The organism is Promicromonospora sp. NPDC023987 (assembly GCF_040639055.1).
Lineage (GTDB): Bacteria > Actinomycetota > Actinomycetes > Actinomycetales > Cellulomonadaceae > Promicromonospora.
This window is the reverse complement of sequence record NZ_JBEZZF010000063.1, coordinates 18495-34478: the sequence shown is the minus strand read 5'-3', so window position 1 is coordinate 34478 and position 15984 is coordinate 18495. Positions and strand designations below refer to the sequence as shown.

Annotated in this window: 20 protein-coding genes; 10 read left to right on the top strand and 10 right to left on the bottom strand. The window is 70.9% G+C overall.

What is annotated here, in order from left to right; genetic code table 11:
- A partial coding sequence (locus tag AB0F40_RS22095) for a DNA alkylation repair protein (RefSeq protein ID WP_357472660.1) occupies positions 1 to 612 on the bottom strand: 612 nt, incomplete at its 3' end.
- Positions 613 to 956: 344 nt separating this feature from the next.
- Complete coding sequence (locus AB0F40_RS22090) at positions 957 to 1313, bottom strand: DUF1801 domain-containing protein (RefSeq protein ID WP_357472658.1); 357 nt, start codon at positions 1311 to 1313, stop codon at positions 957 to 959.
- Positions 1314 to 1448: 135 nt separating this feature from the next.
- Between AB0F40_RS22090 and AB0F40_RS22085 the strand changes: the two genes are divergently transcribed.
- Positions 1449 to 1649, top strand: a complete 201-nt coding sequence (locus AB0F40_RS22085) for a hypothetical protein (RefSeq protein WP_357472655.1) — start codon at positions 1449 to 1451, stop codon at positions 1647 to 1649.
- A gap of 144 nt (positions 1650 to 1793) precedes the next feature.
- Entirely contained in the window at positions 1794 to 2081 is a 288-nt protein-coding gene (locus AB0F40_RS22080; RefSeq protein ID WP_357472652.1) for a hypothetical protein, read from the top strand.
- Positions 2082 to 2280: 199 nt separating this feature from the next.
- Here the strand turns inward: AB0F40_RS22080 and AB0F40_RS22075 are convergent, their stop codons facing one another.
- Positions 2281 to 3222, bottom strand: a complete 942-nt coding sequence (locus AB0F40_RS22075) for a LysR family transcriptional regulator (RefSeq protein WP_357472649.1) — start codon at positions 3220 to 3222, stop codon at positions 2281 to 2283.
- Between the two features lie 71 nt (positions 3223 to 3293).
- Between AB0F40_RS22075 and AB0F40_RS22070 the strand changes: the two genes are divergently transcribed.
- On the top strand, positions 3294 to 4223 hold the full coding sequence (locus AB0F40_RS22070) for an EamA family transporter (protein WP_357472646.1): 930 nt from the start codon (positions 3294 to 3296) through the stop codon (positions 4221 to 4223).
- 48 nt (positions 4224 to 4271) lie between these two features.
- Complete coding sequence (locus AB0F40_RS22065) at positions 4272 to 4682, top strand: DoxX family protein (RefSeq protein ID WP_357472643.1); 411 nt, start codon at positions 4272 to 4274, stop codon at positions 4680 to 4682.
- Positions 4683 to 4714: 32 nt separating this feature from the next.
- Here AB0F40_RS22065 and AB0F40_RS22060 read toward each other — a convergent pair whose 3' ends face one another.
- Together AB0F40_RS22060 and AB0F40_RS22055 are read right to left on the bottom strand one after the other, a co-directional pair.
- Positions 4715 to 5956: an MFS transporter gene (locus AB0F40_RS22060; protein WP_357472673.1), complete on the bottom strand. Its 1242-nt coding sequence runs from the start codon at positions 5954 to 5956 to the stop codon at positions 4715 to 4717.
- Positions 5957 to 5968: 12 nt separating this feature from the next.
- The gene (locus tag AB0F40_RS22055) at positions 5969 to 7192 is read right to left on the bottom strand and encodes an MFS transporter (RefSeq protein ID WP_357472641.1); all 1224 of its coding nucleotides are present in this window, start codon (positions 7190 to 7192) and stop codon (positions 5969 to 5971) included.
- A 176-nt stretch (positions 7193 to 7368) separates the two neighbouring features.
- Here AB0F40_RS22055 and AB0F40_RS22050 point away from each other — a divergent pair, with 176 nt between their 5' ends.
- Entirely contained in the window at positions 7369 to 7932 is a 564-nt protein-coding gene (locus AB0F40_RS22050; protein ID WP_357472638.1) for a CGNR zinc finger domain-containing protein, read from the top strand.
- Between the two features lie 127 nt (positions 7933 to 8059).
- Here AB0F40_RS22050 and AB0F40_RS22045 read toward each other — a convergent pair whose 3' ends face one another.
- Together AB0F40_RS22045 and AB0F40_RS22040 are read right to left on the bottom strand one after the other, a co-directional pair.
- The gene (locus AB0F40_RS22045) at positions 8060 to 9106 is read right to left on the bottom strand and encodes a phosphotransferase (protein WP_357472636.1); all 1047 of its coding nucleotides are present in this window, start codon (positions 9104 to 9106) and stop codon (positions 8060 to 8062) included.
- Positions 9107 to 9281: 175 nt separating this feature from the next.
- On the bottom strand, positions 9282 to 9752 hold the full coding sequence (locus AB0F40_RS22040) for a MarR family transcriptional regulator (RefSeq protein WP_357472633.1): 471 nt from the start codon (positions 9750 to 9752) through the stop codon (positions 9282 to 9284).
- Between the two features lie 90 nt (positions 9753 to 9842).
- Here AB0F40_RS22040 and AB0F40_RS22035 point away from each other — a divergent pair, with 90 nt between their 5' ends.
- Together AB0F40_RS22035 and AB0F40_RS22030 are read left to right on the top strand one after the other, a co-directional pair.
- Positions 9843 to 10466, top strand: coding sequence for an NADPH-dependent F420 reductase (locus AB0F40_RS22035; RefSeq protein WP_357472630.1), 624 nt, complete (start codon positions 9843 to 9845; stop codon positions 10464 to 10466).
- Positions 10467 to 10543: 77 nt separating this feature from the next.
- Complete coding sequence (locus AB0F40_RS22030) at positions 10544 to 11377, top strand: VOC family protein (RefSeq protein WP_357472670.1); 834 nt, start codon at positions 10544 to 10546, stop codon at positions 11375 to 11377.
- Between the two features lie 155 nt (positions 11378 to 11532).
- Here the strand turns inward: AB0F40_RS22030 and AB0F40_RS22025 are convergent, their stop codons facing one another.
- On the bottom strand, positions 11533 to 12111 hold the full coding sequence (locus AB0F40_RS22025) for a helix-turn-helix domain-containing protein (RefSeq protein ID WP_357472627.1): 579 nt from the start codon (positions 12109 to 12111) through the stop codon (positions 11533 to 11535).
- A gap of 93 nt (positions 12112 to 12204) precedes the next feature.
- On the opposite strand from AB0F40_RS22025, the gene AB0F40_RS22020 reads away from it, so the two are divergent.
- Together AB0F40_RS22020 and AB0F40_RS22015 are read left to right on the top strand one after the other, a co-directional pair.
- Positions 12205 to 13107 (top strand): SDR family oxidoreductase, encoded by a 903-nt coding sequence (locus tag AB0F40_RS22020; protein ID WP_357472625.1) that lies wholly within the window; start codon positions 12205 to 12207, stop codon positions 13105 to 13107.
- Between the two features lie 138 nt (positions 13108 to 13245).
- Entirely contained in the window at positions 13246 to 13890 is a 645-nt protein-coding gene (locus tag AB0F40_RS22015; RefSeq protein WP_357472622.1) for a hypothetical protein, read from the top strand.
- A 91-nt stretch (positions 13891 to 13981) separates the two neighbouring features.
- Here AB0F40_RS22015 and AB0F40_RS22010 read toward each other — a convergent pair whose 3' ends face one another.
- Positions 13982 to 14221 (bottom strand): hypothetical protein, encoded by a 240-nt coding sequence (locus tag AB0F40_RS22010; protein WP_357472619.1) that lies wholly within the window; start codon positions 14219 to 14221, stop codon positions 13982 to 13984.
- Positions 14222 to 14273: 52 nt separating this feature from the next.
- On the bottom strand, positions 14274 to 15287 hold the full coding sequence (locus AB0F40_RS22005; RefSeq protein ID WP_357472616.1) for a 2-dehydropantoate 2-reductase N-terminal domain-containing protein: 1014 nt from the start codon (positions 15285 to 15287) through the stop codon (positions 14274 to 14276).
- A gap of 83 nt (positions 15288 to 15370) precedes the next feature.
- Between AB0F40_RS22005 and AB0F40_RS22000 the strand changes: the two genes are divergently transcribed.
- A complete protein-coding gene (locus AB0F40_RS22000; RefSeq protein ID WP_357472613.1) occupies positions 15371 to 15973 on the top strand; it encodes a TetR/AcrR family transcriptional regulator in 603 nt (200 codons plus the stop codon).
- Positions 15974 to 15984 lie beyond the last annotated feature (11 nt).

The window sequence follows — 15984 nt, the reverse complement described above, 5'->3', positions numbered from 1 at the left end:
GCCGGGGGAGGCGGGGTTGTCGGCGAGCACGTGCAGGTCCTCGCCGATGCCGATCGCCCGCGCGCGTCGGTCGGGATGGTTGATCCCGATCATCGCGAGGCAGGTGTTCATCGCCCACTGCGTGTTCTCGGGTGCGCCCTTCAAGTCGCGCTCGATCGTGTCGAGCATCGCATCGAGGTCGACCTCGTCGGGCGACCTGACGACCTTGTCGCTCTGCAGGGTCCAGCCGGCCCTGCCGACCAGGTCGGCGTCGTCCGCGGTCCAGAGCTCGCGGAACTCCTCGGCGAACCTGCCGGGCTTGACGACGTTCACGACGAACCAGTCCAGCAGCTTGGGGGAGCGGACCTCGTGGATCATCGCGTCGACCTCGGCCGCGGTGCAGGTCCGGGGGCGGAAGACCAGCGTGGCCAGGAGGCGCGCGGCCGTGTCGCCCGTCGCCCAGAGCTCGACGGCCAGCTCGTGCTGCTTCTTCAGGCGCTTCGCGACGGCGCGCAGCTGCGAGAGATTGACGCCGTGGTCGTCCCCGTTGCGCTCGTTGACGGCGCGAAACTTCGGGTTCTCGAGCGCGGCGAGCTCACCCATGACCTCGTCGAGCGGTGTGGTGCCGGGCATGGAGGTTCCTCTCGGCGCTGCGGTGGGTGCGGTGCTGCGGTGCTGCGGTGCTGGGCGGGTGCGGCCGGGCGACGGTGGACACCACTGGGTCCAGGGGTGCCGGCCCTGCTGAATTCCGTTCGGCCTGGCCCCGCCTGGTTCAGCCAGGCCGAACTGTTCGGTTCAGCCCGCAAACCCGGGTCCCAGCCGAACGCAGTTCAGCCCACCTGGCACCTACCACCACAGCTATCGGTGCCACCGCGGGACGCCCCGACGTCGCATCCCGCCAGCGGCCTCGTGACCCGGTGGCTGACGGTGTCCGCCGGTCTTCACCGCGCGCGTGGGCAGACGGCGGGGCTGACCCATCAGGCCTCGGCTTCCCTGCTCGACGCGCGCGCCAGCCGCTCGACGAGGTCGTCCGGGATCGGCTTGCCCGGCGAGAAGGTGATGCCGGTCTTGGTCGCCTTGAGCCCGGCGGCGGCGATCTCCTCGGCATGTTCGGAGAGGGCGCCCGGACGGAGATAGAGCCCGCACTGCTTGCTGAACGCCGCATAGCTCGCGACGACCGAGCCGCCGATGCTGAACCCGGGCATGTTGTAGGCCACGATCTCGTCCGCTTCGGGCAGAGCGCGGGACAGCAGCGTGCGCAACCGCTTCAGTGCGGGATGGAAGGGCTCGGGCGCCGCGGCGATGTAGCCGTCGTGGTCGTCGATCGCGGTCATGAAGGTGCCTCGCTCTTGATCTGGTTGTCGAAGAGTCTTCGCTCACTTCTGCCCGATGCTAACTTCCGCCGCCAGGCCATAGTGTTCACGGAGCACGTGCCAAGCAGTTTCCCGCCACCGCAGTTCGGAGCAGCCATGAAGTCAGGTCTGATCGTGTTCGGTGCCGTGCTCGTCCTCATGGGGGGCGTCTTCACCTTTCAGGGACTCGGCTATCTGGCCGGCAGCGCGATGACGGGCGTGACGCTGTGGGCGATCATCGGGCCAATCCTCGCCGTCGTCGGGATCGTCCTGATCGTCTGGGCCGTACGCACGGGCCGGCCCGGCAAGACCGGCTGAGGCACGCTCGACCGGGCACGGCCGGCATCTCCTGCTCGATGTTCCCGAGCGAGCGCTGCTCGCCGAGTCGCGACACACCCGGGGCACCTGTACTGGGGACCCGGATGTCGGGACTGAACATCGACAAGATTCGGAGGCGAGCAAATGATGATCGAGGTTCCGACCGGGGATCTCAAGCGTGTTCTCGGCGTCCTTCTGGACCATGCCGCGAAGGACGGTGTGCTCCGCGTCCCCGATGCGGCGTTCTGGTCGGTGCCCGCTCCCGCGGCCTATGACATCTACCAAGAACCTTCGGACCTGACGATCGGCATGGTCTCCGACTCATTGGACAATCTTGCTGCCATCATCCGAGACCCTGACCGTGCGATCGACCATGGGCTCGTCTGGCTGGCGGAGGTTCTGCGTGCGGCGGGCGACGGAGCGTCGACGTGAAGAGGAGGCGGTTCGGGTTGTCGTCTCGGATGGTCTTACTCGCTGAGGTTTGTGCGTCGCGGCAGACACGAAGCTGATGGCGGTGGACAGCCGTGGAGGAGATCCTCGCGCTCGCCAAGGCGTGCGCGGCTGACCGGAACACCGAGCTCCACCTCGATGGAGACTGACTTGGTCGAGCTGGGCGCCAGCACGACAGGCCTCAGCCGACGACCTCTCGACCCGCCGCCCGCAACGCCTCCAGCACAGTCCTGACGGCGAGCCGTTCAGCCCGGTCGGGGCGCAGGATCGCAACGATCCACCGCGCGGCGTCCATCCCGTGCACCGGCCGCAGGGTGATTCCCGCGCCGGGCGTGGTGCTGTACCGGGGGAGCACGGCCACGCGGTCGCTCGCCGCGACGAGCGCCTCGATCAGCCGGTTGTCGCGGAGCCGCTGGACCACCCGGACGGGGGTACCGACAGTCGTCTCGACGGCGATGCGCAGGTCGTCGAACGGGTAGCCGAGCGGCACCCCGTACCACTCGTGGCGCACCAGGTCCTGAGCCGTCACCCGCGCCTTGGTGGCGAGCACGTGGTCGGCACGCATGGCGATGTCGAGGGGTTCGCGGAGCAGGGCCGCGGTGACCAGGTGCTCCGCTCCGGCGGGGACAGGCCCGGTGAAGCTGTGCCCGACGACGATGTCGTGGTCGACCACCATCCCGGGATACTCCGACTCGGCGATGTCGACGTCGGTGCACTCAAGGCTGACCGCCGTGTCCGCGAGCCGGCTCAGGACCTCTGGCAGCAGGACCGCCGCCGCGCTCGGCAGGGCCGCCAGGCGGACCGTCCCGGACGCCGAGCCCAGGTACGCGTCCCATCTAGCCTGCACCTGGGCGATCGTCCGCGCGAGGTCGCGACCGCCGTCGGCCAGGAGCTTGCCCGCCTCGGTGAGCCGCACGCTCCGGCCGTGCGGCTCCACCAGCGGGATCCCACCCAGGTCACGCTGGGCCGTGCGGAGCTGCTGCGACACGGCCGACGGCGTCCGATGGGTCGCCTCGGCGACCGCCGTCACGGAGTGCCGGTCGGCGAGCTCGCGGAGCAGGTCGAGGTGACGAGGGTCCATGCGGGTCAGGTCGTGACCACGACGCCGAGGTGCTGCATCCATGAAGGCAACCTACAAGGACATGTAGAAGGTTTCGCTTGTCCTTCAGAACCCGTGCCGCTCAGACTCGGGTCATGCCGATCTCGCACCGCCTGCTCGCCGTGTCCGTCGCGGTCATGTGGGGGCTCAACTTCATCGCCATCGACGCCTCGCTCGGCCAGTTCCCGCCGTTCCTGCTCGTGGCACTCCGGTTCGCGATCATCGCCGTCCCGACAGTGCTCCTCGTACCGCGCCCGCAGGTGCCGCTGCGCTGGCTGCTCGGCTACGGCATCGGCTTCGGGACCCTGCAGTTCCTGTTCCTGTACTGGGGCATGGCCGTCGGCATGCCGACCGGGCTCGCGTCACTGGTGCTGCAGTCGTCGGCGCCGTTCACCGTGCTCCTCGGCGCGGTCGCGTTCCGGGACCGGGTGACTGCCCGGCAGCTGGCGGGCCTGGGTGCGGCGACGCTCGGACTGGCCGTGGTGGGCTGGTCCCAGGCGCACGCCGCCGCGCTCGCACCGTTCCTGCTGGTGCTGGCCGGAGGGTTCGGCTGGGCGATCGGCAACGTGTCCAACGCGCGAGCCAAGGCGCCGAACCCGCTGCACCTCACGCTGTGGATGTCCGTGGTGCCGCCCGTGCCGATGTTCGTGCTGTCGCTGGTCGTGGAGGGGCCCGGCGCGATCACCGCGGCGTTCGCCCCCGGGCCGCACATGGTCCCGGCCCTGGTTGGGCTGGCCTACACGGTGCTCATCGGGACGGTCGTGGGATCCGGTGTCTGGACCTGGCTCATGACCCGGCACCCCGCAGGGGTGGTCGCGCCGTTCTCGATGCTGGTCCCCGTCGTGGGACTCAGCGCCTCGGCGGTGCTGCTGGGCGAGGAGATCGCGGTGCCGACCGCGATCGGAGCCGCGCTGGTGATCGGCGGCGTGCTCTGGGGTGCCCTGCGCAAGGCCACCGCTCCGGCCCTGGTCGGAACCGAGGAAACTCCGGCCCCGCCCTCGACGCGAGAGACGGTCGGGTCCTAAAGTGTGAAGAAAGCGTGAGCAACTGTAGGTCCTCGACCGGAGGCGACCATGGACGTCGTACTGCTGATTGCCCGGGTGCTCTTCGTGGCGCTCTTCTTCGGAAGCGCCGTCGGCCACCTGACCCAGACGGACGGCATGGCCGGTTACGCGGCGTCGAAGGGCGTGCCGATGGCCAGGCAGGCCACCCTCGCCACCGGGGTGCTGATGCTCCTCGGCGGGCTGTCCGTCCTGCTCGGCGTCTGGGGAGACCTGGGCGCGCTGCTCCTCTTCGTCTTCCTCGTCCCGACGGCGTTCATGATGCACGCGTTCTGGCGGGAAACCGACGCGACGGCGAAGCAGACGGAGATGATCCAGTTCAACAAGGACCTGGCGCTCGCGGGTGCGGCGCTGGCGTTCCTCTGGGTGTTCAGCCAGGACCCGGGCCTGACCATCACGGGCCCGCTGTTCTCGATGGGCTGACCGGGACGTCCGGCGGCCGGAGACCAGCTCGCTCAGGCAGCGTCGGCGTCGTCGAGATCCTCCGGGTTGGGCAGGCTCGCCAGGAAGCGGAACGACACCAGCGCGATCAGCGTCGCGATGCCGCCGGCGACCAGGAACGGCGCTCGCAGGTCGATCCGGCCCAGGAGCCCGCCCAGCAGTGACCCGAGCGGCATCGTGCCCCAGAGCAGCGTGCGCCAGGTGCCGTGGACCCGGCCCAGCAGCCGGCTCGGGATCGCGGCCTGGCGCAGCGACATGACCAGGATGTTCCACGCCGTCGTGCCGCCGGCAGACAAGAAGTAGCCGAACGCGACCACGCCGAGCACGGGAACCGCGCCCATCAGGACCAGCGCCGCCAGGCACAGGGTCTGGGCCACCGCCATCACCGGTCCGGCGCGGAACCGCACCTTGAGCCGGTCGGTGAGCGCCGCGGCGCCGAGCGAACCCACGGCGCCGGCCAGGATGAACGCGCCGTACCAGGCCTCGGGCAGCCCGAGGTCGTTCAGCACGTAGAGCACCAGCGTCGCCGTGGCGGCTGAGAAGCACAGGGCGATCGCCACGCTGATGATCCAGAGCCTGCGCAGCATCGGGTTGCCCACGATGTAGCGGAAGCCGTCGGTGAACTGCCGGTACCAGGCGGTGCGTGGTTCGCCGGTCGGATGGGTGCGGTGGGCACCGGCGGCCGCGTAGGGGAGGAACAGGGCCATGACTCCGGCGACCGCGTACGTCAGCACGTTGATCCCGAGCGGCACCACCACGGAGACCGCGAACAGCGCGGAGGTCAGCGGACCGGACAGGAACCGCTCGACGACGATCTCGCCCGCCTCGACCCGCGAGTTCGCCCGTGGCAGGTCGGGCCGGTCGACGACCGAGGGCAGGACGGCGCGGAGCGCGCCGTCGTAGATGGTCTCGAACGCCCCGTAGGCGAACATGACGACGTAGAGCCACCAGATCGTCAGCGTGCCGGTGGCGAACAGCGTCAGGAGGAGGGCCGCGAGCAGCGTCCGTACGCCGTTGGCGAGGGTCATGGCGCGCCGTCGGTCGATCCGGTCCAGCAGGATGCCCGCCGGGATGGAGAAGATCAGCCACGGCAGCATCGATACCGCTGCGACGCCGGAGACGAGCAGCGGGTCGTCGGTCAGCCGTGCGGCAAGCAGGGGAGCCGCTACCTTCGCGATGCCGTCGCCGAGGCTCGAGCTGACGTTGGCCACGATGACATTCCGCAACGCTCGCCCGAGCGGCTGCCTGTTCCTCACCACACGCGGAGCCTACGGGCGTCTCGCCTGCGGCGGCAGCGCCCTCGCGACGAGCACGAGGCCCGCGCAGGCGACGAGGGCGACGACGGCGGTGATGACCCAGGGCAGTCCCGGATCCACGGTGAAGCTGGCGGCGAAGACCCCGGGGGCGGCGATGTTGGCGATCGCGAAGCTGTACTGGAACCACGACAGGTAGGTGCTGCGCTGCCCCGGTGGTGCCGCGTCGGCGGCGTAGGCGATCGAGCGCGGCCCGTGCAGCAGCTCGGCCACGGAGTAGACGAGTACCGACAGCACCAGGCCGGGCACGATCAGCGTCGCGGGGGCAGCGAGCCCGAGCGCCGCCGTGTACAGGCCCCAGACGCACCAGATGAGCCCGGCGACGACCATCACGCGGATCCGCGAGTACCGACGGGTGAGACGAACTGCCGGCGCCTGCCCGAACGCGCTGAGGACCGTGTTGAGAGCGAGCAGCGGGCCGACCACGGCGGCGGGCCCCGCCAGGCCGTCGACGACGTACACCCCGAGCCCGGAACCGAGGATGGTGCTGCAGAACGCGAACAGCGCCCCGACCCCGATGAGGCCGAGGTACGGCCACGAGGGGATGCGGTGGACCCGGGCCGGCACGGCCGGAGGCTCAGCGGGGGCGGCGGGATCCTGCCGGTTCGGCCGGTAGCTCAGGAGCAGCAGCGCGGAGACGGTGAAGCAGGCCGCGTTCGTGCCGATGGCGAGCAGGTAGGGCAGGTCGCCCGGGATGAGGAGCAGCGCGCCCGCCGTCAGCGCGCCGAGCGCGAAGCCCGTGTTCTGCACCATGTTGGTCAGGGCGAACCAGCGGTCCTTGTCCTCGGCCGGGCCGGAGTCGGAGGCGTCGGCGATGACGGCGAAGACGGACGACCAGAAGGCCCGCTGGCCGATCGCGGCGACCAGGGTGCAGGCGGCGATCGCCGGAAGGTCGCGGGCGACGAGCAGCCCGGTGAGACCCACCGCCTGGAGGACCTGGGCAGCGAGGAGGACGTTCCGGCCACCGACCCGGGTCACCACCTGACCGACGACCGCCGGCACGACCAGCGCGACGGCGAAGGTCGCGGAGAGCGTGAGCCCGGCCTGTGCCAGGGGGACGTCGGCTACGCGGGTCAGGAACAGCAGCAGGAGCGGCCCGCTGATCCCGGTACCGATCGAGTCCACACCCAGCGCGACCGCGAGCGGAAGATGGCGACGGAGGCCGGGCAGGTCGAACACGGTACGGGTCTCCTGACGGTCAGGCGGGTAGTGGTCGGCCTCGGACGAACATCACGACCGCCGACGTCGTCCCGACGAGGGCCGTGGCGGCAGGACCGAACCACACCATCGGCGGATGTTAGCCGGTGTCATGGTGGTCCATGGCGATACACCGGTCAAGTGGATACGCTGGTGTCATGCGACCCGCAGAGAACGACTTCGACACGTGGGCGCCGTCTGCCGCCACGGTCGTGCGCGACTTCGTCAACAGCTACGAGCCGCAGGAGGACGCGGAGAGCCTCGACAGCGCAGCAGCCCTCCGCGACTGGTTCGCGGCACGTGGCCTGGCCTCGGCGAGCGCCCGGATGACGTCGGACGACGTCCGCGCCGCGCGTCGCGTCCGGGAGGGGCTGCGGGCCGTCCTCCTGACCCATGCCGGGCACGACGCCGACCCGGCGGCCCGCCGGGCACTCGACGCCGAGCTCGGCCGCATCCCGCTGCGTGCCGCGTTCGACGCCGACGGCGGGATCCGGCTCGAGGGATCCGGCACCGGGTTCGAGCGGGGCATCGCGGGGGTGCTCGATGCCGTCCGCCGTTCCGAGGTGGCGGGCGACTGGGAGCGGCTCAAGGTCTGCGCCCGCGACACGTGTCGCTGGGCGTTCTACGACGCCTCCCGCAACCACGCCAGGCGCTGGTGCTCCATGTCCGGGTGCGGCAACTACGTCAAGATGCGCCGGCGCTCGACGACCCGCGCACTGTGACCCTCATGCTCCCGTACCCGCCGCCGAACGTAGGCTCCGTCGCTCTACTCGTCGAACGTAGGCTCCGTCGCTCTCTGGGGGCTGAAAGAGCGACGAGACCTACGCTCGACGTGAGTGGCCGGGCCGGTCAGCCGGCAGGGGCGAGGTGGGCGTGCAGCAGCCGGGCCGTGTCCTGCCGGCGAATCCAGAAGTCGTCGAGGTCGGCACGGAACTGGCCGGTGCCTGCGTAGCGCGCGCTCACCGGGTACGTGCTGCGGGCGAGCTGGACGAACGCACACGACTCGGCGCAGGCGACGTCGGCCGCCGTCGCCGCGGGGTTCGCCGCGACGTACGCGTCCAGCACCGCCGCTGAGAGCGCCTCTCCGTTCGGCGAGAGCGCGACCTCTGGGCCGAAGGCGATGCGCCCCAGCTCATAGGCGATCAGGTGTGGTGACGCGTTGGTGAAGTCGACCACCGCGACGAGCCGTTCGCCGTCGAACAACAGGTTCGGTGCGGCGTAGTCACCGTGTACCCACTGCCGGGTCAGCGGCGGGAGGCTGGTGAGCACGCGGGCGAGGGCGGGGGCCCAGCCGCGGCGTTCGGCCAGGGCCGCCAGCGCGACCCGGTCGAATCCGTCCGGGTCGTCGCCTCGGCTACGGACCAGGGCCGCGGCCCGATCCCAGCGGGTCACGACTTCCTCCTGGTCCCAGCGCAGCCACTCCTCCTCGACGGCGGTGACCGCGGCGGGCAGGGGAGCGAGGGTGGCGAAGGCATGATGGAGCCGGCCCAGGGCTGTGCCGATCTGGGTGGCCTGCCCGGGGCTGACCGGGGCCGACAGCGTCTGGCCGGGGAGCCACTCCGCCACCGAGAGAACCAGGCCATCCACCGGGATCGCATGGCTCCCGTGTCTCGCTGCGTGTGGCCGGGCCACGCGGACGCCGTTGCGCGCGGCGATATCCGTGAGCGTTGCTGCTGCCTCGACGCGCTCGACGGAGGTCTGGTCCTCGATCTTGACGAAGTGGCGTGCGGCGCCGCCGTCCAGCCCGAAGGCGACGGACTGTTCCCCTGCTGGTACCCGGGTCCACGAACCGGTCAGCCCGTACTCACGGGCCAGTGCCGAGACGACGCCGCGGGCCCTGACCTCCGCACCGGCGCCGCCAAGCGCCTCGGCGACGACCTGCTCTGCTCCGTGCACGAAATGACTCCCCTTCGACGCTCACCCGGGCCCGCCGCCGAACGTAGGCTTCGTCGCTCTACTCGTCCAACGTAGGCATCGTCGCGGCATGAGGGCTGATAGAGCGACCAACCCTACGTTCGACGCCCGGGGCCGGGGCGCCGGGGCGCCGGGGCGCCGGCGCCGGGGGCGACAGTCAGGTGGTCGGGTCCTTTGCTAGGCGGGCCGTGATCGTGGCCGTGATCTCGGCCAGCGCGTCGAGCTGTTCCGGCGTGAGCGCGTCGACGACCAGCCGCCGCGCCGTCGCGATGTGCCCGGGGACGGAGTGGATCAGCTCGCGGCGGCCGTCGCCCGTCAGGCTCGCGTTGGTGGCGCGGCGGTCCTCGGGGCAGGGGGAGCGTTCGATGAGCCCGCGCTTCTCCAGGCGCCCGCACACGTGCGACAGGCGGGGCAGGGTGGCGACGGTGGCCTCGGCGAGCGCGGTCATGCGCATCGTCGGCTCCGGGCTGAGCTGGAGCGTGGACAGCACCACGAACTCGAAGTGGGTGAGCCCGGAGTCGCGCTGGAGCTGGCGGTCCAGCGCGGCGGGCAGCAGCTGGAAGACGGCGGTCAGGCCCAGCCAGGCCGCCGACTCCTGGTCGTTCATCCGCGGTACACGTCGTTTCACACCTGCCATCCTACGTTTGGTTGACGCAACAAGTAAACGGTGCCACACTCGGGAGTGTTGGTTGTAGGAACAACTACCTAGGGAGTGGACATGACCACGGTCACCGTCATCGGAGCAGGAAACTTCGGCAGCGTCGTCGCGGGCATCGCCGCGAAGGGCGGCACGGGCCTCCAGGTGCTGGCCCGCGACCCCGAGAAGGCGCGCGCGGTCGCCGGCCCTCTGGGTGGCACGGCAGGCACGGTCGGCGACGAGGTGACGGGCGACGTCGTCGTGCTCGCCATCCCGTACGGCGCCATGACCGACGTCTTGAGCGCCTACCCGGACGCGTTCGCCGGCAAGGTCCTGGTGGACGTCACCAACCCCGTCGACTTCAGCACCTTCGACGACCTCATGGTCCCCGCCGACTCGTCGGCCGCGAAGCTGCTGCAGGATGCCGCCCCCGAAGCGAAGGTCGTCAAGGCGTTCAACACCAACTTCGGCGGCACCCTCGCCACCGGTGAGATCGGCGCCGTGCCGACGACGGTGCTCGTCGCCGGCGACGACGCGGCCGCCAAGGAGGCGCTCGCCGACCTGGCCACCGCCGCCGGGCTGCGTGCCGTCGACGCCGGCTCGCTCAAGCGTGCGCGGGAGCTGGAGGCTGTCGGGTTCCTGCAGCTGACGCTCGCCGGGGCGGAGAAGATCTCCTGGACCGGCGGCCTCGCCCTGGTGTCCTGATGGGCGAGCAGCGAACCGTGCCCACCTGGCAGGAGGACAGCACCGTGACCTCGGGAGCGGCGCCCGACCGCACCCGGATGAACACCGTGGAGCTGCTCGTGCGCGACCTCGACGCCATGACTGACTACTACCAGCAGGCGGTCACCCTCGACGTGCTCGACCACGCCGGTGCCACGGCCACGCTGGGCCGTGGCGGCGTGCCGATCATGGTGCTCCGCCAGGAGCGGGACCTGCCGGGCGCGGATCCGCGCGGCGCGGGGCTCTATCACACGGCCATCCTCTTCGAGGACGAGCGACGCCTGGCGGCGTCGCTGGCCTCCATGGCGCAGCGCGTGCCGCAGACCTACACCGGTAGTGCCGACCATCTGGTGAGCGAGGCGTTCTACTTCACCGACCCGGAGGGCAACGGCGTCGAGCTGTACCGCGACCGCCCCCGCGAGGAGTGGACCGTCCACCCGGACGGCACCGTGGCGATGGCCAGCGAGTTCCTCGACCCGAACCAGTTCCTGCGGCGCTGGCACGACCCGGAGGTGCCCGACGCCGGCGCCTCCGCCGCGATCGGGCACGTCCACCTCCAGGTGGGCGACCTCGCCTCCGCGCGTCAGTTCTACGTCGACACGCTCGGGTTCGACGTCACCGCGCAGCTGGGCGACTCCGCCCTGTTCGTCTCGGCCGGCGGCTACCACCACCACATCGGCATGAACACCTGGCGCAGCGCCGGCGCGGCACCGCGCGCCGCATCCCTCGGGCTGGGCGACGTGCGGATCCTCGTCCCCACGCGGACCGACGTCGAGGCGCTCGCCGACCGGCTCCGGTCCCACCGCATCGCGACCGCCGACGACGGGGAGACCCTCCGGTTCGCGGACCCGTGGAACACGCGGCTCGCCGTGTCGCCGGAGCCGGGAGGCTGACGGAACCAAGCGCCGGATCGACGGCGCCCTGTGCGTCGCGCGGCAGCCCAGTGATCCGGCCCGGAACCCAGTGAGTTTTCGGACCGAATCGCTGGGCCGGCGCGGCCGGACGCGGTGCGCTCCTCGCTGAGCACGAGGTTGCCGACGCCTCGGCGTCAGCCCCTGGGCGAAGTGCCGGTCAGCCCGCGCAGCTCGGCCAGCAGCTCGTGCTCGATGTCGGACATCGAGCGCTCCTCGCCCTCCTGGAGCCACTGCGTGAAGGCGATGCCGAACACCATGCCCGCCGACTCTGCCGCCAGGGTGGCGGCCGGCTCCGCGACGCCCCGCGCACGCAGCGCGCCACCGATCGCCGCCGTCAGTCCGGACATCTTGAGCCGCTCCCGCTCCTGAAGCGCGGGGTTCTGGTCGATGACCGACTGCCGCAGCCGGGAGTGGGCGCGCCGCTCGCTCGGGAAGAGCGCCGCACCGGAGTCCAGCGCGGCGGCGACGAGCTCCATCGGTGTGGCGTCCGACGGCGCCGCGGCGATACCGGCGAGGAACGCCTCCGTCATCAGCTCCTGGCCGCGGAACAGCACCTCGCGCTTGTCGCTGAAGTGGCGGAAGAACGTCCGTTCGGTGAGTCCGACGGACTGGGCGATCTCAGCGGCCGTCGTCTGCTCGTAGCCGCGGACGGCGAAGAGCTCGAGGGCGGCGGCTTGCAGTCGTTCGCCCGTGCCGGGCTGCCATCGGGCCATGCGCTCAGTGTAGGTGATGACAGTGACTGACGACGGGGGTACGGTGATGTCTGTGACTGACAACAGTCACTGACATCACTGAGGGGACTCACCATGCAGGTATTCATCACCGGGGCCTCCGGCTGGATCGGCTCGGCCGCCGTCGACGAGCTGCTCGCCGACGGCCACACCATCACCGCCCTCGCTCGCTCCGACGCGTCGGCGTCGGCGCTGGAGGCCAAGGGGGTCCGCGTGCAGCGTGGCGACCTGGACGACCTCGCCGGGATAGCCAGGGGAGCCGACGCCGCGGACGCCGTGCTGCACCTCGCGAACAAGCACGACTTCGCGAACCTGGCCCTGTCGAACGCCGCCGAGCGCGCCGCGGTCCAGACCATCGGCGACGCGCTGGCCGGCTCGGACCGGCCGTTCCTGCTCGCCTCAGGGGTCGCGGGGCTGGCCACCGGCCGCCCGGCCACGGAGGAGGACACGTCGCCGCTCAGCGGTCCCGACGCGCCTCGTGGCGGCAGCGAGAACCTGGCGCTCGAGTTCGCCGAGCGCGGCGTGCACGCCGTCAGCCTCCGCTTCGCACCAACCGTCCACGGTGCCCGCGACCACGGGTTCGTCGCGGCGGTCGTGGCGGCCGCGCGGGAGCGGGGTGTGTCCGGCTACCCGGGTGAGGGCGCCAACCGGTGGGCGGCGGTGCACCGGTCGGACGCCGCACGCCTGGTCGCCCTCGCCCTGAACAAGGCCCCGAGCGGCGCGCGACTGCACGTCGTGGCCGAGGAAGGGCTGCCGACCCGCGAGATCGCCGAGGTGATCGGCCGGGTGCTCGACCTCCCGGTGGCGTCCGTGGCGCCCGACGACGTCGCGACGCACTTCGGCTGGGTGGGCCCCATGCTGAGCATGGACTTCGCGGCGACGAGCACGACGACGCAGAGCCTGCTCGGCTGGACCCCGACCGGTCCGACGCTGATCGAGGACATCGAGGCGGGCGCGTACTCGACGCCCGTGGACTGATTCCTGTCGCGTCCCCGCGGCGCGTCCTGGTGAGGGCGAACGCCCTGCCGTCCCGATTGATCGGGGCAGCAGGGCGGCCACGGAGCGGTTCGTCGGGTCCGGTCGGTAGCGCGGGCAGCTGCGTTACGCTCCGTCACGATGGAGCAGCCCGCGCCGACGAAGCCTCGTACCACCAGGTGGTGGCCCTCACGGGCTCCGTGGACGCTGGTGGGTTTCTTTGGCGTCGTCTCGTCGGCTGCCGCCCTCGTCGGCTTCTGGTCCCTCCCCGGTGAGGAAGGTACTCGGAGCCTCCTCCTCGTCGGGGGACTGGACCAGACAGGTCTGTGGGCCTGGGGCTGGACCGGCGTGTTCGCGAGCGCACTCGCTCTGGTGGGGCTGCTGACCGCACGCCTCAGACCGCAAGCGCTGCCGGTCCGGGTGCTGCAGCTGGTCGTGCTCGTGCCAGCGGGTCTTGTCCTGGCGCTGCTGACTATCGGTGCCGGGGGCTTCGCGTGGATCTTCGCGACTGGAGAGTTCCGGAGCTACGTTCGGCTTGACGTGCCGGACACTCGACACGGTGGCGGCTTGGTCGTGAACGAATCGCACGGCGCCAGCGCCTCGACGAGCTGGACGCTCTATCAAGGCGGCCCGTTCCTGTACGAGCACGTTACTAGTGAGCTCGACCAGATCGACGCCTACAGCGACGAACGGGTGACGCCGTTGGCCGACGGTGCTTACGAGGTGCGTGCTCGAGATGGAGAACTGACGCTCGAGTTCCTCGGGTACTTGATCCCACTGCCGTAGCTCGTCGTCGCATCGGACCAACGTCGAGTCTGCTGGACCATGCTCACCGGATGAGCCGCCGGACGGTGGCCAGGACTCGTCGGCCGTGGCTTCATCGCTGCCTCTGGTCCCTGTCGGTGGGGCGCGCCGTCGTCATCGCGAAGAGCGGTACGAGGGCGGCTCCGAACGCCAGCCCGATCGCCATGCCGAAACCACCGAGCGCGGCGACGAAGGGCGCACCGAACGCCAGGCCGACACCGATCCCGATCGCGATGCCCGCGCTCCAGTTCCAGCGCCGCCGCCTCGGGCTGCCTGGGCCACCACTGTGCTCGCCGGGTCCGTTGTCGACCATCGAACTACCGTAGGCCGGACGCTCGACCAAATCTTCCTGTTTCGGGCGCAACCTAATGTGTACCCGGGCGCGTCGATGAGCACGTCGCCCTGGGGATGCTGGACCAGCACTGCCGTGGAGGTGAACTGAAGCTGGGTGCTGCGGCCTCCAGCCGCGGCGCGGCGATGCCGAGGCGCTGTGCTTCGGCGAGCGTGTCCCGGCAGACGGCGCGTGGTTCCTCCGCGTCGGGGTCGGTGTGCGCGCGGTGTGAGCGGCCTGCGAGGGGGACATGGGCCGTCGCCCAGGTCAGGGCGGCAGACGTCAGCGAAGCGGGAGCGCGGAACAGGAGAGTGCTGCGCCGGTGCTGCCGGAGGTCGACGCCGCGTGCTTCCAGCAGTGGCAGGAGCTCACGGGTGGTGAGCATCGCGTCGCGAAAGGCCCGGGGAGAGCCGATCATCTTGGACAGGGATCCGACCTTCAGCCCCTGAGAGTGCATCCCGGCGTCGGCCGCGAAGTGGATCCAGAGCCAGCCTCGGAGGTCGCGCTGTTCCCGCAGCTTGAATCCGGCTTCGCGGAACGCCTGCCGCACGCCCTGTTCACGCCGGCTGGGCGGCCGGCCCAGGGTGCCGAACAGGACGGTGGGCAGCAGCGCCCCGCTGAGCGTTCCGTCCGCGCCGAACCCGCCGCCGGCTTGGGGGAAGCCCCACGCGAGCTGGTCGGCCGGGAGAGCACCGACCGCGTCCAGCGGCTCTGACCACACGTTGCCGAAGACGAGGACCGTGGCGTTGCCGATGCGCGGCGCGAGAAAGCCGGCGGCCTCCACGAGGTGGTGGTGCCCGACGCTGAGCACGATCAGGTCGAAGTCGTGATCCGGCTCCAGCGTCTCGCGGTATCGCACCGGCCACTCCTGAAGGATCTGTTGCCCGCCGACCCGGCGTCGCGCGTCGAGGAGGTCGAGGCGGACCGCATCGCCGTAGGCCGCGGCGCGACCGGGCCGGACGTAGAACTCGACGTCGTGCCCGGCTCGCTCGAGCGCCCAGCCGTAGATGGTCGCGATCGTGCCGCGACCGAACATCAGGATCCTCATGGCGCTCCATCCATCGGCTGAACAGTACGAAACGGTATCGTACACTTGCGGATGTGCCGAGTAACCCAACGCCCCGTTCGAGGATGTCGTCCGAGCGCCTGTCCGAAGTGTTCAACACCGTCCATGAGCTGCTGCTCGAGGTCGGTTACGAACGGCTCACCCTGGATGCGGTCGCCGCCCGCGCTCGGACCAGCAAAGCGACGCTGTACCGACAGTGGAGCGGCAAGCCCGGCTTGGTCATGGCGGCCCTCACGCACGACGGCGGCGGACACCCGTCCCTCTTCGCCGACGCCGGGGCGACATCGCTCGACGAGGCGTTCGCACAGCTGGCGCGGACCGACCTCATCTCGGATCGGGACGTGCGCATGGGGTTCATGCTCCTGCACGCCGCCTCGACCGACCCCGAGCTCGGCGCCGCGCTCCGCGAGCAGATCCTCACTCCCCGCGTGGAAGAGCTGGCCGCCGTCTTCCATGCCGCCGCCGACCGCGGCGAGATCGTGCGCGACCCACCGCTGTTCCGCCGGCTGGCCGCCGTGATCCTCACCGACCTCGCCTTCTTTCCCCTGATCAACGGACACGAGGCGAGCCGGGAGGACCGCGAGGCCCTGTTCCGGACCATCGTCCGTCCAGCGCTCGACCGCACGGATCACGACAGCCCGTCACCGGGGGCCGGGTCAGCGGCGTGAGGCCACGTCGG